The sequence below is a fragment of the Paraburkholderia caribensis genome (genome assembly GCF_002902945.1).
In the GTDB taxonomy this organism is placed as follows: domain Bacteria; phylum Pseudomonadota; class Gammaproteobacteria; order Burkholderiales; family Burkholderiaceae; genus Paraburkholderia; species Paraburkholderia caribensis.
The window spans coordinates 2313890-2334026 of record NZ_CP026102.1; the positions used below are offsets into that span (position 1 = coordinate 2313890).

Consider the following 20137-nt stretch of genomic DNA (forward strand, 5'->3'; position numbering starts at 1 on the left):
CCTGTCGTAAAGAATCGTCAAGTACCGACGCGATATCAACGGATGGATGCGTCGTGCCCGGTCGCGTTCACGCTTCGTTTATAGCCTTTCCGTCCCGCGCCTTGCGCGAACGGCACGCATGCGCTGGCCCCAGCGAGCCATATTGAAGGAGCGGAAAGAATAGGACCACGTGTCTTAAGCTTCGTTTAATTCTTTGCTGTGAAGATGCCACTCGACATTCCCTGTCGACCGGAGTTGGCGCTTTAGCGCCTTATTCTGGTCCCATGCAAAGCTGTTGTGCCGCTTGCGTACCGGCGGTATTTTTTATCCACCGGCGGGGCATCCCCGGCAGGAGAGACACGATGGTTGAGGACACGGTGTTCGAACATCTACGCGCGCTGCACGGCAACGCGCAGACGCTGACCATCCGCAGTTGCACCGTCTCGCCGCCGATGCAGCACCCGTGGGGCCGCTCGTTCCGGCTCGTCGAATGGACCTTCAGGCACGACGTTGAATCCTTCCGGCGCGTCGTGCCTGCCGAGAGCACGCCTCGTCAGATTGCCGAAGCCGTAATGTCGCACGTGCCGGGGCGGCGCTTCTGCCAGCCTGGCGGATAGATTGCGCGCCGCACAGCGCGAGCCGCTCGATACGCGCGCCGCGGGCGCTCGACGCCGGGTTGCCGTTTTTCATCACGCAGTCCTCCACGCAGACATCGCCGGCCGTGTTTCGGCGGGCGGAAACACATTCCACGAACCGTCGTCGTGACGGAAAAAGAAAATCGACAGCAACCCGTTGGGGCGCACCGCCTCGACGCACACGCAGCGGCGATGCATCTGCGTACGGCAGAAGCGCACCACGCGCGCGGGCATCGCGGGAGTCGGTGCGAGCCATTTGTCGACGGCCCAGTGCAGTGTTTTTCCGGTCGGGCTCATGGTGGTCTCCTTCGCTTTGCTGACTGCTTTTACGGCATTAAACGTTTCGAACTTCAATGTCGCTGTTCAATTGCGACGCTCATGCTGCGTTAACAACGGCGCGGCCGATTTTCATCCGGTTGCCGACAAAAGCACTGGCGAGGCACAGCAGCGCATGCATGCCCGCGCGCGGATGCGTGAGACATGCATGGACCTGTTCGCTGCGGCTTTCGCCGAGCAGACACCACGCGCAGAAGTGCTCGCAGTTGTTCGTCAGCAGGCGATAGTGGTTTTCGCCGAGGCGCGAGCGGGCGCGCAGCACGGTTTGTTCGGCGGTGTACTTCGGGAACGGATGCGGGCGCACGGCAACGGCGTGACCATCGGCGAAGGCTTCGAGCGCCACTTCTTCGACGGGACCGCGATGCGCGGACTTTGCGAAACCTGCGTAGTGAATGACCTTGCCGCCACCGACGTAAATGCCGTGATGTTCGTAGCCGCGGCGTTGGGTGATCAGGTGGGCACCGAGGGCGGGTTCGTCGCTGGAACCGTCGAGCACCACATCAGCCGATGCGTAAGCAGCCGCGCGGTTTGCACCTTGTTCATTGCGAGATTGTTGGAGGTTGCGGTTCATGGCTTTGCTCAGGTATCCGGTTCAAAAGGCCAACACTGTTGCTGGCTCTTTTGCATCATCCGGACCAGGCTATCTAAGCCATTGATTTACCGCAATATTTCACACAGACAAGGCACGTTGCAGGGGGCCTGTGTAGGGACACACCCAACAGAATTTCAGGCGGTTGTGTTGTGCGACCACCACCACTTTTCGCTCCGCGCGCCTGTGCATCGCGCGGCGAAAATGTGTTGGTTCCCCCATCTTTCGCGGCGGCGCGCTGTTGGACGACGGCCAACGTCCCAAAGGACTCGCGCGCGGCGCGCGCGCGTATGTGCCCGCTCTATCCCACGTCCAGCAAGGAGCCACGCGAGCGCGCACAGGCAGGCCCCACATTGGCACGGCCCTTGCACGTCATAGCGCAACTTCCTTTGACTTCGCGCCGCGCGACGGGCGGCCATTCTGGAGACACACCATGGCTTCCATCACCATCAGCGACCTTTCGCACAACCTCGCTCTCGATCGCAAGGCGATGGCCGCGATCAGCGGCGGCGGCGGTGCGCCGTGGGTATTCGGCTGGATCACACCGTATGTGCACGAAACGCCGAGCGTTGGACCCGTCGTCAACCTGTACGACGTCACGAACAACTTCTATGCTAACCAGATGATCAATCAGTTCCAGAATGTTGAAGTGAACAACACGGGCAACAACTCGAACATCAACGTATCGCCTGACGCACGCAGTACGAACCTGGCTTAGATACCGTGACCTGTACCAGTCAATTCCGGTGGGCGTCGGCGGCGCGCACCGACACGGGCCGGGTACGCGAGATCAATGAGGACGCCTGCCTCGATCAACCGCAGCGCGGCCGCTGGGCGGTGGCTGACGGCATGGGCGGGCACGACGTCGGCGATCTCGCGAGCCAACTCGTGGTGGAAACGCTCGGCCAGTTGCCGGAACAGGCGGGTATCAAGCATTGCATCGCCGAAGCGCGCACGCGTCTGCAGGATGCGAACCGTCAGTTGCGCGACGAAGCAAGCCGCAGGCAGGTGCAGCGCATCGGCACGACCGTCGTCGTGCTGCTCGCGTGCGACCGCTTCTGCGGCTATCTATGGGCAGGCGACAGCCGCATCTATCTGCTGCGCCAGGGGCAATTGCGGCAGCTGACGCGCGATCACAGCCAGGTGGAAGCGCTGCGGCAGTCCGGTCATCTGACCGAGGAAGAAGCCCGCCACCATCCTGCGCACAACATCATCACGCGCGCCGTCGGCGCAACCGATCATCTGGAGCTCGACGAAGACGCAATCGAAGTCGCGGACGGCGACGTGTTCCTGCTGTGCAGCGACGGCCTCAGCAACGAATTGACCAACGAGGAAATCCAGCAGACGCTCGCGAGCGTCGATTGTCTGCACGCGCCCGATGAACTCGTCGATATCGCACTCTCGCGCGGCGGCCGCGACAACATCACGGCTGTCGTCGTGCAGGCGGAAGATCCGCAAGCGTCGGACAAAACCTTGTTGAACCCGTCGCCCTGATCCGCTTTGCCAGCCGTTGCTTCAATGCAGCTCGGCTTCGTCGTCCTCTTCCGTGTCGTCCTTGCGCGCATTGGCCTGTGCATGCGCGCGGCGAAAGTCCTTCGAATGCAGTCCGTGCTTCTTCAGCAACATCTGAAGATGGGAGCGGTTCATGTCGACGCGGCGCGCCAGTTCGGCGACCGTGCCGCCCACTTCCTGCAAGCCGCGCTGCAAGAAAGCTTTTTCCGCTTCGTCGCTGGCGGCGCGCTTCGCATCGCTCAACGACAACAGATTGGTCACGCTCGCCGTGCCGTTCGCGGCCTCGCCCGCCGTGCCGAATATCGACGACGTAACGGGTGCCGTGGGCCGCATATCCACCGGCAAATGATCCACATCCGCGATGTCGCCCGCGAGGCACGAGATGCGGTACATCACGTTGCGCAATTCGCGGATATTGCCCGGATATGCATAGGTCAGCAGAAAGTCCCGCAATTTAGGGGTGATTCTCACAGGACGGCGCTTGAGCGCGCCCGCCGCCTCGTCGCCGAAGTACTGGATCAGAAGCGGAATTTCATCGCGCCTTTCGCGCAGCGGCGGCAAGGTCACGTGAATCACGCTCAGCCGGTAAAAGAGATCTTCGCGGAACGTGCCCTGTTCGCTCAGCTTGCGCAGATTGCGATTGGTGGCGGCGACAATGCGCGTATCGACGCCGATCGGCTCGTCCGATCCCACGCGCTGTATTTCATGCGCTTCCAGCACGCGCAGCAGTTTCACCTGCCCCGTCAAAGGCAATTCGCCGATTTCATCGAGAAAGATCGTCCCCGTATGCGCGCTTTCGAATTTGCCTTTACGGTCGTTGGTCGCGCCCGTGAATGCGCCTTTTCTGTGGCCGAACAGTTCCGACTCCAGCAGGTTGTCGGGAATCGCGCCGCAATTCACGGAGATAAACGGCTTGTCCGAGCGGCTGCCGTTCGCATGAATGACCTTCGCCATCAGTTCCTTGCCCGTGCCGCTTTCGCCGTCGATCAGAACGGGGAGATCGGTCGGCGCCGCTTTCTCGGCGATTTCGAGCGATTCCAGCAGTTTCGGGTTATCGCCGAACGTGCCTTCGAAAATAAAGCTGCGCGCGAGCAACGCCTGCCGCCGCGCGCCGCGCGACAGGTCGCCGCGCATCGGCTCGACCACGGCCGCCTGCACGAAGCGCTCCTTGTGCGACATTTGCATCACTTCGTCACGCAACGAACTCGCCTGTTTCAGGAGCTTTTCGATATCCGAGCGTTCGAGCCGCGACGACCAGCGCAGCGTCGAGCGCAGGATTTCGATCTTCTCGATCAACCCTGCGTAAGAGATGGCGGAGCCGGTTTCGTCAGGCTGCTGGTCGAGTATTTTCATCAGGCGCTCAACTGTTTCTGGACGAGCTGGTAGTACATGCCCTTCCGGTTGACCAGTTCCTCGTGACGCCCCTGCTCGACGATCGCGCCTTCATAGAGCACGAGAATCTTGTCGGCGCGCATGATCGTGCTCAGCCGGTGCGCGATGATGACGGCCGTGCGTCCCTTGAGGATTTCCTGCATGTTGCCGAGGATATTGCTCTCCGATTGCGTATCGAGTGCCGACGTCGCCTCGTCGAATACCAGAAGACGCGGATCGTGATACAGCGCGCGTGCAATGCACAGCCGCTGAATCTGGCCGCCCGACAAACCAATGCCGCGCTCGCCGACCACCTGTTCGTAGCCGAGCGGCAGCTTGGCGATGAACGCGTGAGCGTCGGCCATCCTCGCCACCTCCTCGATGCGGCGGCGGTCCGGCGTGTCGTCGCCGCTCGCGATGTTCTCCGCGATCGTGCCGGAAAACAGCAGGTTCGTTTGCATCACATAACCGATCTGCGCACGGAAGAACGCCTTGTCGATCACGTTCATGTCGTAACCGTCGACCATCATCTTGCCGTCGCTCGGCGTGTAAAAGCCAACCAGCAGCTTCGCGAGCGTGGTCTTGCCCGAACCACTGCGCCCGACGATCGCCACCAGTTCGCCCGGTTTGATGTCGAAGCTGATGTTCTCCAGCACGTAGGCGCTCTCTTCCTCGCCATAGCGGAAGTACACGCCGTTCAGGCTGATCTCGCCTTGCAGGTCGGGCAGCATCACGCGCGACGGCAGGTCTTCTGGCTTCTGCTCCGGCTCGATATCGAGCACGTCGCCCAAACGTTCCATTGCGACGCCCGCGTCGTTGAGCATGCTCCACAAGCCCACCAGCCCCATCAACGGCGTCAGCACGCTGCCCATGAACGCGTTGAACGCGATCAGCTGGCCGATCGTCATTTCGCGGGCGAGCACGAGATTCGCGCCGACCCAGAGAATCGCAATCGTCGTCGCGGCATTCAGCAACTGGCTGATAAAGCCGATCACGATGTTGAACGCGTGAGCGCGGTATTGGACCTCGAGGGCCTTTGCGTATTTCTTTTCCCAGCGCAAGCGCACGGGCCGTTCGATGCCCATGCCCTTCACCGTTTCGACACCCGACAACGCCTCCATCAGGAACGATTTCGAATCCGTCCCGGCCGAAAATGTTTCGCGTGCGTAGTTCTTGATCTTCGGCGTGGCGATCAGCGTGAGCGCCATGATCGGAATGACGAACGCGATCAGTACGAATGTCATCTTCGCGTTATAGAAGAACATGATCGCGAAGTAGATGAATACCATCAGCAGATTCAACGCCGTCGTCACCGTCGATTCGGTGAGGAACGCGCGGATCGTCTGGTTCTCCTGGAAGCGCGCAAAAATGTCGCCCGTCTTGCGCTTGGCAAAGAACGAGAACGGCAGCGACATGGTGTGCCTGAAGAACTGCGACATCATCGCGAAGTCCATGTTGCGCACCATGAAGTTCGACAGGTACGCGCGCACCATCGACATCAGCTGTGAGAACACATTCGAAATGATCAGGCCGAGTATCAGCAGATGTAGCAGGCTGACGTTCTGATGCACGATCACGCCGTCGAGGATGTTCTGAATGATCAATGGCGGAATCACGCCCAGTACCTGGATCACGAAGGTCGCGAGGAACAGGTACATGAGAATCTTTTTATACGGCGTCAGATAGCCGACGAAGCGCAGCCACGGCGAGCGCGACGCGGACAGCTGCACGAGATTCGGCCCCGCCGAGAACAGCAGACACGTGCCGCTCCAGCCGCGCTCGAAGTCTTCGAGACTCAGCTTGCGGAATCCCAGCGCGGGATCGGCGAGCCAGACATGACTTTTCGACACGCCGTACACGATGATGTAGTGATAGCCTTCCCAGTGCACGATGAACGGCAGGTCGAAACCGCGCAGCGAGTCGAACGTGCACTGCACGCCGCGCGCCGTGAAGCCGAGCGATTCGCCCGCGCGCGCCAGGCTGTCGAGCGTCGCGCCCTGCGTCGTGACGTTGGCCAGTTCGCGCAGCTTGCCGAGCGTCATCGGAATACCGTAGTGCTTGCAGATCATCGCAAGACATGCGGCGCCGCAATCCATTTCCTCCGCCTGCTCGACAAGTCCGAAGCGCCGTATCACGCGCTCGCCGAGTTCGGGCTTCGTATGCAGGTCGAGCCGCAGAGGCCGCTTGCGGCGCTGCTCGATGCGCTTTTGCCGGTCCAGTTCGCGATCGGCGTATTTGATGCGCTCGTCGAGCACTTCGCGCAGCTTCGGATTGCGCTCCAGAATGAAATGCACCGTGCGCTCGGGAATCACGAGCAGCCGCGTGTCCGTCGTCGCAATGGCCGATGCCGTCTGCTCCTGTCGCATCAGGCAAGCCTTCTCGCCGAAGATTTCGCCTTCGCGCAATGTGGCGAGCGTATAGTCGGTGCCGTCCTCGTTGCGCACGATCCGCACCTCGCCCTGCCGCACGACATACAGCCGGCGGTCGTCGCGCGCGTCCTGCTTGAGAATCTCCTTGCCCGCGCTGACTTTTTTGACACCGACGCTGCGCACGTATTCCTCGAGTTCCTGCTTGTTCAGCTTGCCGCGCAAATCGAATAACTGCGCGACGAAGCCGCCCGCCGAGTTGATTGCCACGTAGCTCGCGACGAACGCCAGCGCCGCCTGATTGCCGGCGACGATCGGCTCCATGGCGGCGCGCGGAATGAACAGCAGCTCGGTCTTTCCCGATGAGCGCACCGAAGACTCATGCGAATACGCGCGCAGCATCGCAATGTCGGCGAATACTTCGCCCGCTTTGCGCACGCCCATGCTGATCTCTTTGCCGTGCTCTTCGGTGAAGATACGCACCGAGCCGGACTTGATCACACAGAGCCCATCGGCGGGATCGCCCGCGTTGCACACCGTTTCGCCAAACGAATAGAAGCGCGACTGCACGTGCTCCGCGAGGCGTTCGAGTTCTTCGCGCGTAAACGGCGACAGGATCTCGACCGTCGAGAGGAAATCGGCGATGGAAGGCGTAGTTTGCGGTGCATCCATGATGCGTGGTTCCCCGGCAGCAGCGCGCGTCGATCAGAGCGCTTCGATAATGTGTTCCTGCGCGCGCGTCATCAGCCATTGCTCTCGCAACAGCCGCTTGATTTCCGACGCGACGTCCTCGTCGAGTTGAGCCGGATACTTCGCCGTCACCGCAAAGATCTCGAAGCACGAGCGGTCCAGCGAGGCAAACGGTCCAAGCAGATCGCCCACTGCTGCGTTGAAAATCTTCGCCTCGATATCGGGCTTCAGGGACCCGCGCAGTACTTTTCCGATCACGCCGCCCGAGTCTTTCGTATCGGCAATCGAATGCTCGCGCGCCATTTCCGCGAACGCGTCAGGATCGTCGCGCAGGTACGAGATCATTTCCTTCGCCTTGCCTTCGTCGTCGAGCAGAATGTGGCTGACCTCGATGGCATCGAACTTCGGCGAATTCATCGAAAAGTACTCTTCGATCTCGGCTTCGCTACCCACCTTGTCGAGCATCTTTTCCTGATACAGGCTGTCGGTGATGAACGTCTCGAACTCGTCGAGACCGACTCTCAGCGTGTCGAGATACTGGTTCATGTCCGCCGCGCGATGCAGCCCGCGCACGCGCCGGAACTGGTCGGCGCGCTCCTGTATCTCGTCGGCGCTCACGGTCACGCCGTGCTTCTTCGCGGCGTGCACGGTCAGCTTGTCGCGCACCATCTGCTCGATCAGGCTTTCGAACTGGCCCGTGAGTTTCAGTAGACGTATGAATTCGCCGACATCCACGACTTCATCATCGATTCGTACGATCGCGGTCATCTCGTCCGCTCCTCTAGTGACGGCCCGAACGAACGGGCGGCTGGCGGTTGTACTTTCGGCTACGCTTGCGTTGCAATGAGTGCTTTTGAAGCTATCCGGCCAGTTGCCTGAACGGGTCGAGCCCAAGATCGATCAGCCGCCGCTCGCGCACGACGATTTCGGCGCTCGCCGTCATGCCGTAGCGCAGCGGATAGCGGTTTTCCGCGATCTGGTAATAATTCCTGTCGAGCTGGACGCGGCCTTCATAGACAGGCTGCTTGTCCTGCGCCGATGGCTTGGTTGCCGGCGAGATGTACGCGAGCGTGCCGTTGATGAGCCCATACCGCTGATACGGAAACGCATTGAATTTCATCTTGACGGTCATGCCTTCGTGCAGGAACGCGCGGTCGCGCTCGGCAATCTCGATCTTCAGCACCGGGCGCGCGTCCTTCGGCGCGATACCGCCGAGCGGCGCATTCGCCTGGATCTTGTCGCCCGTTTGCGTCGACGTCACGTCGGTAATCACGCCCGAAGCCGGCGCGAGTATCAGCAGAAAGTTGTCCTTGTCGATGTTTTCGAAGCGGATGCGCGCGGCCGCGTCCGCGACGAGGCGCGCCGTCTGCAATTGCAGGCGCAGTTTCTCTTCGGTGCTGGTGATGTCGCGGATCAGATCGTCGTATTCGAGCTGCAGCTTCGTCGACTGCTGGCCGCTCGTTTCGAGCTGCGCGTTGGCCTCCGCGTATTCGTGACTCAGTTTGAAATCGAGTTCGGCGAGCCGCGATTGCGCGACGCGGTACGCGTTTTCCGCCTCCAGAGCGGTGTTGCGCTTCGCCTCGACCTGCAGTTCGGCGACGCCCCCGCCGCCGGGCTGCGCGAACAGGCGCGCGTACTTGTCCGCTTCCTGACGCGCCGCGTCGCGCGCGCGGCGCGCATTGTCGAGCGTGCTGCGCGCTTCTTCGAGTTGCGCTTTCTGGCCTTCCGCAAGCTTGGTCGTACCTTCCGAAATGCGGTTCTCGTGCAGGCGCTCTTCCACTTCGATCTGATCCTTGAGCGCAGTCGCCTTGCGCTCCATCAATTCCTTCTTCTGCGGAAACTCTTTCCATTCGCGCTCGGCGTCGTCGAGCTTCAGTTGTGCCTGCAGCGCATTGGTCGCCGCTTCGATGGCGCCGCGCGCATTGAGCCGCGCGAGCACATCACCCTTCGATACGGGTTGTCCTTCGGCGATATAGAGATCAGTGAGTTCGCCGTCGATCGGCGCATAAATGCGCCGCACATCCGATTCCGGCGCGAGCGTGCCTTGCGCCGTGACGATCACGTCAGCGCGCCCGAAGAACGACCACATCAGCCCGGCGACAACCAGCGCGACCATGGTCAGCACGAGCGCCTGCGCGATGCGCACGGGTTCCGCCGTGAGAATCGCAACGCCTTCGGCGCTGTGATCTTCGAGCGCCTCATAAAGCGGCTTAGGGTGATTGTCGCGCTTCACTTTCGTCACTGCCTCCAATCAACGCAAGCTTCGATTTCAGCAAGCCGGGTTCGAGCACCATCCGCAATTCCTGCAGCGAGCGGCGCTGCAATTGCGTTTCCGCTTCGATGTCTTCGAGCAACTGATCCGAGCCTGCCGGATGCGGCGCCTTCAGTTGCGTATACACGCGCATGCCCTGTTGCGCCGCCGTATTCGCGCCCGACAGCAGCAGCGCCTGACTGCGGAAGCCGCCGGAGATGCCGGATTCCAGACGCTGTGTGCCGCCGATCGAACCATTCGCTCGATACTGACGCCACAATCCCTGGGCGCGATCGATCTGATCTTGCGCGCGCGCCAGCGCCTTGTCGCGCAGTGCATTGACGTCGCCCTGAACGGACCGCACGAAGTACACGTCTTCGACGGGATCGAGACTGGCGTAAAACGACAGCAGTTTGTCGTCGCGATCCCCCGCACTACGGCTTTTCTGCAAATCGGCGAACTGGTCGAGCAACGCCTTCTTGTGTGCGAACTCGGCTGCGATCACATCGGACCAGGGGCCAGCGGGAATTGCCTGCAAGCCGGCCAGCGCCTGCTGGCTATCACCGCTTTGCCATGCGGCGCTCGCCGCGTCGTGTCTGGTCACGACGTCCGCCGAAGGCAAGCGGCTCGTACTCAATTGCGCATATTGCGACCTGAACGGCGGCGTGTTGAAGCGCGCCTTTTTCATCAATGCGAGCAGGGGAACGAGGCGCCGTGCCGTCATTTCCTTGAAGATGTCCGTGTACTGGCGCAAGTCGCTACGCAGCGCATCCAGCCCGGCGAGCCGTGGATAGCGTTGTGCGTAATCGTCCAGCACGGCGGGCAGCGCATCGGGCTTGTCGCGCCCCAGCTCCGTCGCGATGGTCGAGTTGAGCCGGTCGATTGCCGCGAGGTACACGGAGTCGTCGCTTTGAAGCTTGCGCAGATGGCTCATCGCCTGCGCATACGGCTCGGTGAATTCAGGCACGTACGACGCAATGCGGTCCAGAATCCGCTGATGTCCCTTTGCATCGTCCTCCCAACGCTTGAGCAGATTACCGATACGGTCCTCGTCGCTATAGATGCGAATCGGCGCATCCGGGCCACCGCGTCCGACGACAAAACGTTCCAGGTCTCCAACCCAATTCAACTGATCGATCAACGCGAGCGCATCGGGATTGTTATGGCTCGTCGTGCGCATGCCTTCGATCAATGCGGCGGCACGATCGAACTGTTTCCCCTGCAAAGCCGAAAGCCAGCCGGGCACACGCGCTTTCATCAGCGCTTCGCTGGCCAGCGCGCGGATTGCGTCGCTCGCGGGGTGGCGCTGTAGCGACGACGTGGCAACATCCGCCGCCGCTTCGTATTCTCCCGCCGCGAGCAGGCTCTTGATATCGCGTTCCGCCGCGCCGCGCATGTACAGCGTGACGGCCAGTCCCGTCACGACCACCAGCACCGCGAGCCCGCCCCAGCCGATACGCCGCATCGTCGTGCGGTCGCCTGCCGCGAAGGTGCGCGTCAGTTCGCGCATCAACAGTTGCCAGCGGCGGCGCGGACGGCGTGGTTGGGCTTCCGTCCCTTCGTCCGGTGTCAAGGGCGGTGCATTTTCATTCACCTCGTCTTCGCGCTGCAATGCGCGATCGACGCAGAAGATGTCGAGAAACGAATGGGCCGCGCCGACAAAGGTGGTCTTGTCGGGATCTTCCACGGGCATCGCCGCCACGGGCGCAGCAGCCACGGGCGCAGCGGGCACAGGCGCTGCGGGAACGCCCAGTTCGGCGGCGGGCGGCACCATTTGAGTCACGGTAGGCTCGATTTCGAACGACTTTTGCAGCGCTACCTGATAGACGAAATGATCGCCGCCGAATCCAACGGTATCGCCGTCTTGCAACGCCACAGCCGATTCGCCGAGACGCTTGTGATTGAGAAACGTGCCGTTCGTGCTGCCGAGATCTTCGATCCACGGTTCGCCGCCCTTCATGAAGATATGAGCGTGGCGCCGGGAAATGTAATTGACCTGATGCGGATAGCGATCCTTGTAGCGCGAGAACAGTTCGTCCGTCTTGCTGACGAGAAACGGAAATGCAATGAGGTCGATGGGTTCGAGCCCCAGATCCGTACGCTCGGGCTTGAGCGTAACCGTCAGATGCTGCACGCCGCGTGCGGAAGCCGAGCTGAACGGACGCGGCTCGATCGCGACGCGATACGTCAGATCACCGCCGAAGCACACTTCGTCTCCCGCCCGCACGCGCGACGGCGTCATCCGCACGGCGACGCCGTTGACCGTCGTGCCGTTCTTGCTGTCGAGATCCGCCACATACACCGCACCATGCTCGCTAAAGATGCGCGCATGACGCCGCGAAAGTTTGATGACCCGGTCGCGCGGATAGTCGGCAAACGGCGCCTCGCTGCGGCCAATCGCAAACAGATCGTCGACGATGCGAATGGGGCCGAGAGAAGGATGCGAGACGGGCAGCAGCAGGACATCGAACTCCTTGTCCAGAGCCGCCCGCATCTCAGCAATCGGAGCTTCGCCGGGATTCATCTCTTTGCATCACTAAGCGTGGATACGAACGGAGCGTTCGACAGACGCGGCGATCAGGACACAGTCGACGCAACCGTCATGCTGACCATATGAGCGGCTAATCAGGAATTTTAAGTCACGCATGGTGTTAGTCAATTATGGGTACGGCTAATGCGGTCTATATTCAGGCAACGGTTTTCACAGACATCGTTTTAAGAACCGTGCCAGCTTTTCCTCTGTTCGCGTGCGTCACGCTCGCGTTACGCGCGCGGCACTGCCGCTTCATTGCCCGACCTCATTGCTTTACTTGTGTCTGCACATCGACGGCCGGCCAGCCGCCGCCCAGCGCCTTGTAAAGCAGTACCGTGTCCGACAGTATTTGCTGGTGATTCGTCAGCAGATCGAGTTGCGCCTGGAGCAGCGTGCGCTCCGTTTCAAACACATCCAGCTGCGAAATCATGCCCTCGCGCAACTGCGACTGAATTTGCGCGTTGACGACGCTCAGCCGCTCCACTTCCTGTTGCAATTCGACGCGCTGCTTCTTGTGCGAGTCGAGATTGACGAGGGCGTTTTCCACTTCCTCGAATGCGCCCATCACGGTTTGCCGGTACTGCTGTTCGGCGACGGTGGTTTGCGCCTCGGTGGTCTTGACGTGCGCCCGCACGCCGGGATCGAGCAGCGGAATATTGATGCTCGGCATGAAGCCGAACGTGAACGACTTCAGCAGATCGGACAGTGCAAAGCTCGCGGTGCCGCCATGGCCCGTCAGGCTGATGGTGGGCAATTGCGCCAGTTTGGCTTCGCCGACCAGGTTATACGCTTCGAGCACGCGCAATTCCGATGCGACGATATCGGGCCGGCGCGACAGCAGTTGCGAAGGCAGCCCGCCCGGCACGGGCGGCTGTTGCACGCGCTGCTGCAAATGGCCAACGGGCACGGCGAATTCACCGGCGGGCACGCCGATCAGCGTGCACAGCGCGTTGTTCGCAATGTTCCGCGAGCGGCGCAGATCGAGCAGATCCTTGGTTAGACGATTGACCTCCGCCTGTTGACGCATCACCTGCGTCTTCGGCACCAGGCCGTTACGGCTCATGCCGTCCAGGATCGAGAGAATCTTCTTGTTCTCCTCGACCATTTTTTGTTGCGCGTCGATCTGGTCGTCGAACTGGAGAATCTGGAAATACGTGGTTGCCACGTTCGACACCAGTTCCAGATAACCCGCGCGCCAGTCGGCTTCCGTCGCATGGAACTCGGCCTTTTGCGCCTGCACGCCCTTCTCTACCTTGCCCCAGATGTCGATGTCCCAGTTCACCTGGGCGGCTACGTTGTACTGCCGTGTGAACGGTTGCCCCGTGGTCTTCTGGAAATTCGCGCCTGCGCCGAGATCGGCCGTCGGCAATGCACCCGCCTTCGCTTCGCCGATCTGCGCGCCCGCTACGTCGATACGCGCGGCGAGCACCTTGATGTCGAAGTTGCCTTCGATCGCTTTCGCGATCAGCGTATTCAGATACGGGTCCTGGAAGCCCTTCCACCAGTCGGGCACGATGGTGTCGGCAGGTGAAACGAGCGAGCCCGTCTTGTCGGACCACGAGGCCTTGGCAGGCGTATCGGGGCGCTTGTAATCGGCCATGTGTACGTCGACGCAACCGGCCAGCATGGCGGTGCAAACAGCAGCGGCAGAGATGGCGCGAGCGACGGCGACGAACGAATCAGGCAACGCAGACACGATATTCTCCGATCATTCCCGGGTGACCTGCACGTGCAGAGCGCGCCTTTAAAGTAAAGCACGTCCAGCGCGGCATCTCTATCGATGTCGGCGGATTTCGTTCGGCGTGGAGTGCGTGCGGTCGCGCGGCGGTCGTGTGGACAGGACGAATGGCTTCTGAATCTTTTTGACGATGCACGGTGAAGCAAACTTCTCAGCCGGCTTCGGGATTTCCCCGGAATCCGCGGAGGCCGGTCCAGACCTCCGCGGGCATCGCCGTTTGCTTAGCGCACGGAGACGCTGTTGTTGGCCAGCATCGTCGGCGTGATCGTCGTGGTCAGGCCCGAGGCGAGCGCGTTGCCGCCGCTCACATTGCTGATGTTCAATTGCTGCTGGATCATTTGCTGCACATCGCCGATCTTCTTGCTGAAGTCGAAATTGAAGTCAGGAAAATGCGGATCGGCAACAAAGCCGCCGCGAACAGCCTTCATGGTCTTTCCGTCGAGTTCCTGGGCAACGGACAGGTCTTTGATCATCAGTGCGCTCATGACAGTTCTCCTAAGAGGCAAGCGAAGCTTTGCCAGGGTCTTTCGGGTTGGGTTCAAGCATCTTGTCTGCTCGGACCTGACAACGCATAGGCCGTGCCAATTGCACTGCCAGCGCCGCGAAAAACCTGCAAAGCCTTGCTGCCATTGGGCTATGTATCAGAGCGATGTAGCGCAGACGAATTCGAGGCGCGGCGATCGCGTCTCATGGTGCCGCTGAACGGCCAACATTCGACTGGAAACTGTTGGTTCGAAAAAGACAGAACAGGCATGGAACATCGAGTACGCCCGTTCGCTCACTTCGCGATCACCGTGATCTTTTTCGAATAGACGGGCGGATTGTGCGGAATGTGATTTTCGTCGCCCATCAGCAACTGAAGCGTGTGCTTGCCGGGCGGCAAGGTGACCATCGTTTCCGTTTCGCCCGCGCCGAAATGCAGATGCTGGCGGTCGGAAGGAATCTCCTGATCCGCCGGCGGCAGGTCGGTGTCGATCAGCAGATGGTGATGGCCCGTGTTCGGGTACTTCACGCCTTTGGGCGCGACGCCCATATAGCGCAAGCCGAACCAGACGCGGAACGGCTTGTTGGCGGGCACGACCTGTCCGTCGTTCGGATAGCCGATGTACGCGTAGGCATCCTTGGGCGCAGGCGTCGGCCCGGCGAATGCGACGTTCATCGAAGCGAGGGCGGTGAGGGCGGCGAGTGCCGCAGCGGCAACAACGATCCTGATCATGGCTGATGCTCTCCGTCTTGCGTCGTGCGTCTGGTGCGCCCTTGCGCCGGCGCAACGCTCGCGCGTGCTCACTTCACGATGATGGTGATCTTCTTCGAATAGACGGGCGGATTATGCGGCACATGGTTGTAGTCGCCGAGCAGCAATTGCAGCGTGTGCTTGCCGGGCGGCAGCTCGATGCGCGCATCCGTTTCGCCTGCGCCAAAATGCAGGTGATTCCGGTCAGAGGGAATTTCCTGATCCATCGACGGCAGATCCGTGTCGATCAGCAGATGGTGATGCCCCGTGTTCGGAACATTGACGCCCTTAGGGCAGACACCCATGTTGCGCAAGCCCATTCGCACCCAGAGCTTGCCGCCTGTGATCACGGTGCCGTCCGCCGGCCAGATAATGTAGACCTCGGCGCCAGGCGGGGCAGGCGTCGGTCCAGCGAACACCTGCGCGGAAGCCAGAAAGAGCGCGCCGATAGCCGCGAGCCTTATTCTTCTTTGCATTGCGCATTCTCCCAGGGAGGGTCAGTGCTGCTTGCTTCCGTTTTAGCTTAGGACGTAACTTGTTAAAAAGAAACGCCATGCTCGTTAACCTTCTGACGTTCTAACTGCGTGCTATCGTTTGTGAAGGTGGTCCAGGTAAATACGTTACGCGGGCATCGGGCGGCATGGCGGGCAGCGACTGTCCTGCTCGAGCCGGTTCGTCCGATGGCGAGGTTCTATCGAGAACGTCCAGAACAACCAGGATCTGAATATGTGGCGAAAACTCCTGCTGGTATGCATGATCGGGGTATTCCAGATGCGAGAAGGCGACGCTCGACCGATGCCGCGCGGCGCGAGCGATGTCACTTCTCAAGCCGCCGCGAATAGTCGCTTTGCGCTCGCGGCGCAAGCGGCTGATCGCAAGGTCGCGCTCGTAATCGGCAACGCCAGCTATCCGGCCGGCTCGCTTCCCAATGCCGCGCGCGATGCGCAAAGCGTCGCCGGGTTGTTGCGTGCGCAAGGCTTCGATGTCGTCCTGCGCACCGATGTAACCGCGCCGCAAATGCGCGATGCGCTTGCCGAATTCGGCCGCCGCCTGCGGCCTGGCGGCACGGCGCTGTTCTATTTCGCAGGCCACGGTCTGCAGGCGGGACGCACCACGTTGCTCGCTTCCGCCGGTGCCGATCCGCGTGCGCCTGCTTCCTTGATGACGACGAGCATCGATCTGTCGAATGTGCTCGACACGCTCGCGGCGCCGCGCAAGAACGCGCTCAATCTCGTCGTGCTGGACGCATGCCTGACGCAACCGTTCGAAGCGGCCCGCCTCGCGATGCCGTTGCCTCCGCAAACATTGATTGCCTACGCGACGACGCAAGGCGCGCAAGCCGCCGACGGCACCCGTCACGGCATTTTCACGGGTGCATGGCTGCGCGAGATGCACCGCGCGCCCGACGCGCCCGTCGACTCGATGTTCGATCGTGTCGCACGACAAGTCGCTGAAGAGACGCATGGCGCGCAAAGACCGTGGCGTTCGTCGTCGATGACGGAGCCGGTACGGCTTTTCGCTTCGCATCATGTGTCTGAGCATAGGGATGAGGAGCCGAACGCAGTCGTCGCATTGAATAGCCGTGGCATTCTGCCGAAGGACAGCAACGAGCAATACGAGCTGACGTTCTGGGAATCGATCAAGGACAGCAACTACGCGAGCGATTACGAGGCGTATTTAAAGGCGTATCCGAACGGCCGCTTTGCGGCGCTCGCGAAGGCCAGGATCGACAGGCTCAAGGCTTCCGGGCAAACAGCGCCGCCAGCAGCGCCGTCGCGCCCGGCCGCTGCTGCAGCGCCTGCGCCACAACCGGCACCGGCACCCGCACCGACACCGGCACCTGCGCCGAAAGCCGCCGCCCCTGCCCCCGCGCCCGCACGTGCCCCGACCGCCGGCGGCGAGAGCAAGGACTGCGCGGCCTGTCCCGCGATGGTCTCACTGCCCGCAGGCTCGTTCATGATGGGCAGCAATGCCGACCCCTCCGAAAAACCGCCGCATCACGTGACCATTGCAGCGCCGTTTGCGATCGGCAAATACGAGGTGACGGTCGAGCAATGGAACGCATGCGCGGACGTCAACGGATGCCCGAAGCTATCGCCCGAAAATAATTCGGTGAAGAATGCGCCCGCGCGCGATCTGAGTTGGGACGATGCGCAGGCATACGTGAAGTGGCTGAGCAAAGTCACGGGCAAAGCGTATCGGCTGCCTACGGAAGCCGAATGGGAATATGCCGTCCGCGCGGGCACCACGACCAAATACTGGTGGGGCGAGCAGATGCGCAAAGGCATGGCGAACTGCAAGGACTGTGGCGATCCGTATCACAAGGAAGCGCCCGAGGCCGTCGGAACCTTCGCGGCGAACCCGAACGGCTTGCACGACATGAACGGCAGCGTCTGGGAATGGGTCAGCGACTGCTGGCATAACTCGTACCAGGGCGCGCCCAACGACGGCCGCGCGTGGGACGCGCCCGCCTGCAACATGCGCGTGATTCGCGGCGGCTCATGGCGGGAAGGCAACGACTACATGCTCAGCTCGACGCGCTTCAAGTACAGCCAGAGCGTACGCCAGTCGCAAGACGGCTTTCGCGTGGTGAAGGAACTCAAGTGACCTGAGATGCCGCAAAGCGCACGACCGCTAACACCCGCCCTCAACGCGCGCGTGCCTTGCTCGTGATCTGCGCGAAGTCCGCGACGATATGGTCTTGCCCGTATTTGGCGGCAAGCTGCTTGAGCCTCGTATCGAGCGCGCGCAGATAGTCCGCGCGCGACTCGCTCTCGGGCCGCGGCGCATCGAAGAGCGGCGCCGGCGTGATCAGCAGGACAACCAGTTCCTGACCGAACGGCTTCGAGACAATCCAGTCCCCGCCGCTGCCGATGGTCGCCGAGTAATGCGCGGGTGCCTGGTTATCTTTCGCGCGCGGCCCCGGCACCATGTGCACGACGCTGCCGTCCAGCACGTAGTAGTCGATGTTCACATACGAGTCGTAGCCCGGCGTACGCACGTCGACGACGAGAGGATCGCCCTCCGTCAGCACGCCGTTCGGCATGCGCGCCGTCAGCGACGCGATATGCCCCGCCTGCCAGTTGCGCGTCCAGTACGAGCCGAGTTCCTTCAGCACCTCGCATTTGTCGCTGCTCACGTGCTGCACGTCGACTTTGGTCGACGCCACCCCGGGCAATGCCGCAAGACGCTCGTTGACCTGCGCCTCGCCATGTTGCGGCACGAATCCGCGCACCTTTACCGCGCGTTCCTGAATCGAAGCGGCAAGCGCCGAGCATGGCAATGTCGCGAGTGCCGAGGTGACGGCCGCGAGCGTCGGCGGGGCGGCTGTGACGGGCGCTGACGGCGCGGATGCAGCGGCGGGCACGGATGGGGTGACAGGCGTGATGGGCTGAACGGGCAAAGTCGCGCTCGCGGAAGGGCGCGCGCTGCCTGCATCGGACGCCTGGCTCACCTGTAGCGCCGCATTCTCCTGCTCCAGAGTCCGCGAAGCGCGATAGAAGTACAGCGCGCCGCCTGCCGCGCAAGCGAGCGCGAGTCCCGCAACGCCCGACTTCACCAGCATGCCGGTGCGATCGACATTCCGCCCTGACGAATTCGAAGCCGACGGCCGCTCCTGCGCGCCGAACTCTTCGACGAAGCGCGACACCGTCGGCGTGCGCGACTTGCGGTCGAAGGCGAGCGTCGCACGTAATGCGCGCCATTGACGGTTGCTCAGATTCTCGGGCCGCTGCGGTTGCCGGTTCGACGCGCGCGCCTGCGTCGCCGACTGACGGTCGAACGGATGACGGCCCGTCAAAAGCTCGTACGTGATGCAGCCTAGTGCGTAGATGTCGTCGCGCGGATCGGGTTCGAGATGCTCGAGCATCTCGGGGCTGGCATAGGCGGGCGTCAGCGCGCCGAGGCTGCCGGGATCGAACACGGTGGCGTCGCTTTCTTCTTCGGGGCGCTGAAAGACGCGCGCGATGCCGAAGTCGATCACCTTCACTTCACCCGTATCGGTCAGAAACACGTTGGCGGGCTTGAAGTCGCAATGCACGAAGCCGCGCTCGTGCGCGTAGGCCAGCGCGCTCGACATGCCGCGTACGATCGGCAACGCCGATTGCACCGGCATGCCCTTGAAATCCTGCGTGCGCAGGATCTGGCTGAGCGGCTTGCCGGACAGGTATTCCATCGTCAGATAGACGATGGCGCCATCGCGGTCGAAATCGTAGACGGTGACGATATTGCGGTGCGCGAGGACCTGTGCCTTGCGCGCTTCACGCTGCAACGCAATCAGCGACTTCGGGTTGCCGCGGAACTGCGTGTTCAGCACCTTGATGGCGAGATACGGCTTGCGGTCCGACGCTTCGAGCTTGCGCAGATCGAGCGCCTTGTAGACCGTGCCCATGCCGCCGACGCCCAGACAGTCTTCGAGCACGAAGCGGTTGTTCAGCGTGTCGCCCGTACCCTTGACCTGATCGAGTCCGGAACCGGATGCACCTGCGTCGCCGCCACGCGCGGGTTGCGGCGTGGGCGGCGGCTCGGCCACCGTTTGCATGCGCGTTTCCTCGCCGCCCGCCGCGGCAAGGTTCGATACGGGCATCTGTTCGATGCGGCGGCGCACTTCCGCGTAAAGGGCAGGAGGCAGCGGCTTCCTGACGTGCGCTTCGCCGAGTATTTCGAGCAGACGAGCCGAACCGACGCCTTCCGTTGTGAGCGTGCTGTCGAGTTGAGCGACGAACGCGTCCTGCGTGAGTGCGCCGCTCTGAAAGTCCCGAATCACGTGCGCAAGGCTAGCCATGTGTTCAAAGCGCCGCAGCTCCCGATGGTCTAAGGATTTCCCTGTCGTAACCAATTACATGTGCTCGTTCGATAGTAGCCCGCACCTATGCCTTTCGCAAACCAGGATTGGCCCGCGACG

16 protein-coding genes are annotated in these 20137 nt (G+C 61.8%); 4 read left to right on the forward strand and 12 right to left on the reverse strand.

Annotated elements, in window-relative coordinates; translation table 11 throughout:
• Positions 1 to 341 precede the first annotated feature (341 nt).
• Positions 342 to 596, forward strand: a complete 255-nt coding sequence (locus tag C2L66_RS26980) for a DUF2866 domain-containing protein (RefSeq protein ID WP_007581331.1) — start codon at positions 342 to 344, stop codon at positions 594 to 596.
• A 72-nt stretch (positions 597 to 668) separates the two neighbouring features.
• On the opposite strand, the gene C2L66_RS26985 is transcribed toward C2L66_RS26980, so the two are convergent.
• Together C2L66_RS26985 and C2L66_RS26990 are read right to left on the reverse strand one after the other, a co-directional pair.
• Positions 669 to 911, reverse strand: coding sequence for a hypothetical protein (locus C2L66_RS26985; RefSeq protein ID WP_036001582.1), 243 nt, complete (start codon positions 909 to 911; stop codon positions 669 to 671).
• A 79-nt stretch (positions 912 to 990) separates the two neighbouring features.
• Positions 991 to 1521: a lecithin retinol acyltransferase family protein gene (locus C2L66_RS26990; protein ID WP_054933642.1), complete on the reverse strand. Its 531-nt coding sequence runs from the start codon at positions 1519 to 1521 to the stop codon at positions 991 to 993.
• A gap of 451 nt (positions 1522 to 1972) precedes the next feature.
• Between C2L66_RS26990 and C2L66_RS26995 the strand changes: the two genes are divergently transcribed.
• A complete protein-coding gene (locus C2L66_RS26995) occupies positions 1973 to 2257 on the forward strand; it encodes a hypothetical protein (RefSeq protein WP_035997411.1) in 285 nt (94 codons plus the stop codon).
• Positions 2258 to 2262: 5 nt separating this feature from the next.
• The gene (locus C2L66_RS27000) at positions 2263 to 3033 is read left to right on the forward strand and encodes a PP2C family protein-serine/threonine phosphatase (protein ID WP_060605313.1); all 771 of its coding nucleotides are present in this window, start codon (positions 2263 to 2265) and stop codon (positions 3031 to 3033) included.
• A gap of 21 nt (positions 3034 to 3054) precedes the next feature.
• On the opposite strand, the gene C2L66_RS27005 is transcribed toward C2L66_RS27000, so the two are convergent.
• From C2L66_RS27005 to C2L66_RS27045, 9 genes are all read right to left on the reverse strand, one after another.
• The gene (locus C2L66_RS27005) at positions 3055 to 4407 is read right to left on the reverse strand and encodes a sigma-54 interaction domain-containing protein (protein ID WP_054933640.1); all 1353 of its coding nucleotides are present in this window, start codon (positions 4405 to 4407) and stop codon (positions 3055 to 3057) included.
• Positions 4404 to 7460 carry a peptidase domain-containing ABC transporter gene (locus C2L66_RS27010; protein ID WP_060605310.1) on the reverse strand — a complete coding sequence of 1019 codons (3057 nt, stop codon included), beginning with the start codon at positions 7458 to 7460 and terminating at the stop codon, positions 4404 to 4406. Before C2L66_RS27010 ends, C2L66_RS27005 begins: the two co-directional genes overlap by 4 nt.
• Positions 7461 to 7493: 33 nt before the next feature.
• The gene (locus tag C2L66_RS27015; RefSeq protein ID WP_054933638.1) at positions 7494 to 8246 is read right to left on the reverse strand and encodes a peptidylprolyl isomerase; all 753 of its coding nucleotides are present in this window, start codon (positions 8244 to 8246) and stop codon (positions 7494 to 7496) included.
• A 91-nt stretch (positions 8247 to 8337) separates the two neighbouring features.
• The gene (locus tag C2L66_RS27020) at positions 8338 to 9711 is read right to left on the reverse strand and encodes an HlyD family efflux transporter periplasmic adaptor subunit (protein WP_054933651.1); all 1374 of its coding nucleotides are present in this window, start codon (positions 9709 to 9711) and stop codon (positions 8338 to 8340) included.
• A complete protein-coding gene (locus C2L66_RS27025) occupies positions 9689 to 12253 on the reverse strand; it encodes an FHA domain-containing protein (protein ID WP_060605308.1) in 2565 nt (854 codons plus the stop codon). Before C2L66_RS27025 ends, C2L66_RS27020 begins: the two co-directional genes overlap by 23 nt.
• 274 nt (positions 12254 to 12527) lie before the next feature.
• Complete coding sequence (locus tag C2L66_RS27030; protein WP_054933636.1) at positions 12528 to 13958, reverse strand: efflux transporter outer membrane subunit; 1431 nt, start codon at positions 13956 to 13958, stop codon at positions 12528 to 12530.
• A 263-nt stretch (positions 13959 to 14221) separates the two neighbouring features.
• Complete coding sequence (locus C2L66_RS27035) at positions 14222 to 14485, reverse strand: hypothetical protein (RefSeq protein ID WP_054933635.1); 264 nt, start codon at positions 14483 to 14485, stop codon at positions 14222 to 14224.
• Positions 14486 to 14778: 293 nt separating this feature from the next.
• Positions 14779 to 15216 (reverse strand): DUF4399 domain-containing protein, encoded by a 438-nt coding sequence (locus C2L66_RS27040; RefSeq protein ID WP_054933634.1) that lies wholly within the window; start codon positions 15214 to 15216, stop codon positions 14779 to 14781.
• 68 nt (positions 15217 to 15284) lie between these two features.
• On the reverse strand, positions 15285 to 15710 hold the full coding sequence (locus C2L66_RS27045; protein ID WP_007733396.1) for a DUF4399 domain-containing protein: 426 nt from the start codon (positions 15708 to 15710) through the stop codon (positions 15285 to 15287).
• A 250-nt stretch (positions 15711 to 15960) separates the two neighbouring features.
• Here C2L66_RS27045 and C2L66_RS27050 point away from each other — a divergent pair, with 250 nt between their 5' ends.
• The gene (locus C2L66_RS27050; protein ID WP_060605305.1) at positions 15961 to 17841 is read left to right on the forward strand and encodes an SUMF1/EgtB/PvdO family nonheme iron enzyme; all 1881 of its coding nucleotides are present in this window, start codon (positions 15961 to 15963) and stop codon (positions 17839 to 17841) included.
• A gap of 40 nt (positions 17842 to 17881) precedes the next feature.
• Here the strand turns inward: C2L66_RS27050 and C2L66_RS27055 are convergent, their stop codons facing one another.
• The gene (locus C2L66_RS27055; protein WP_060605302.1) at positions 17882 to 20017 is read right to left on the reverse strand and encodes a serine/threonine protein kinase; all 2136 of its coding nucleotides are present in this window, start codon (positions 20015 to 20017) and stop codon (positions 17882 to 17884) included.
• Positions 20018 to 20137: the final 120 nt, after the last annotated feature.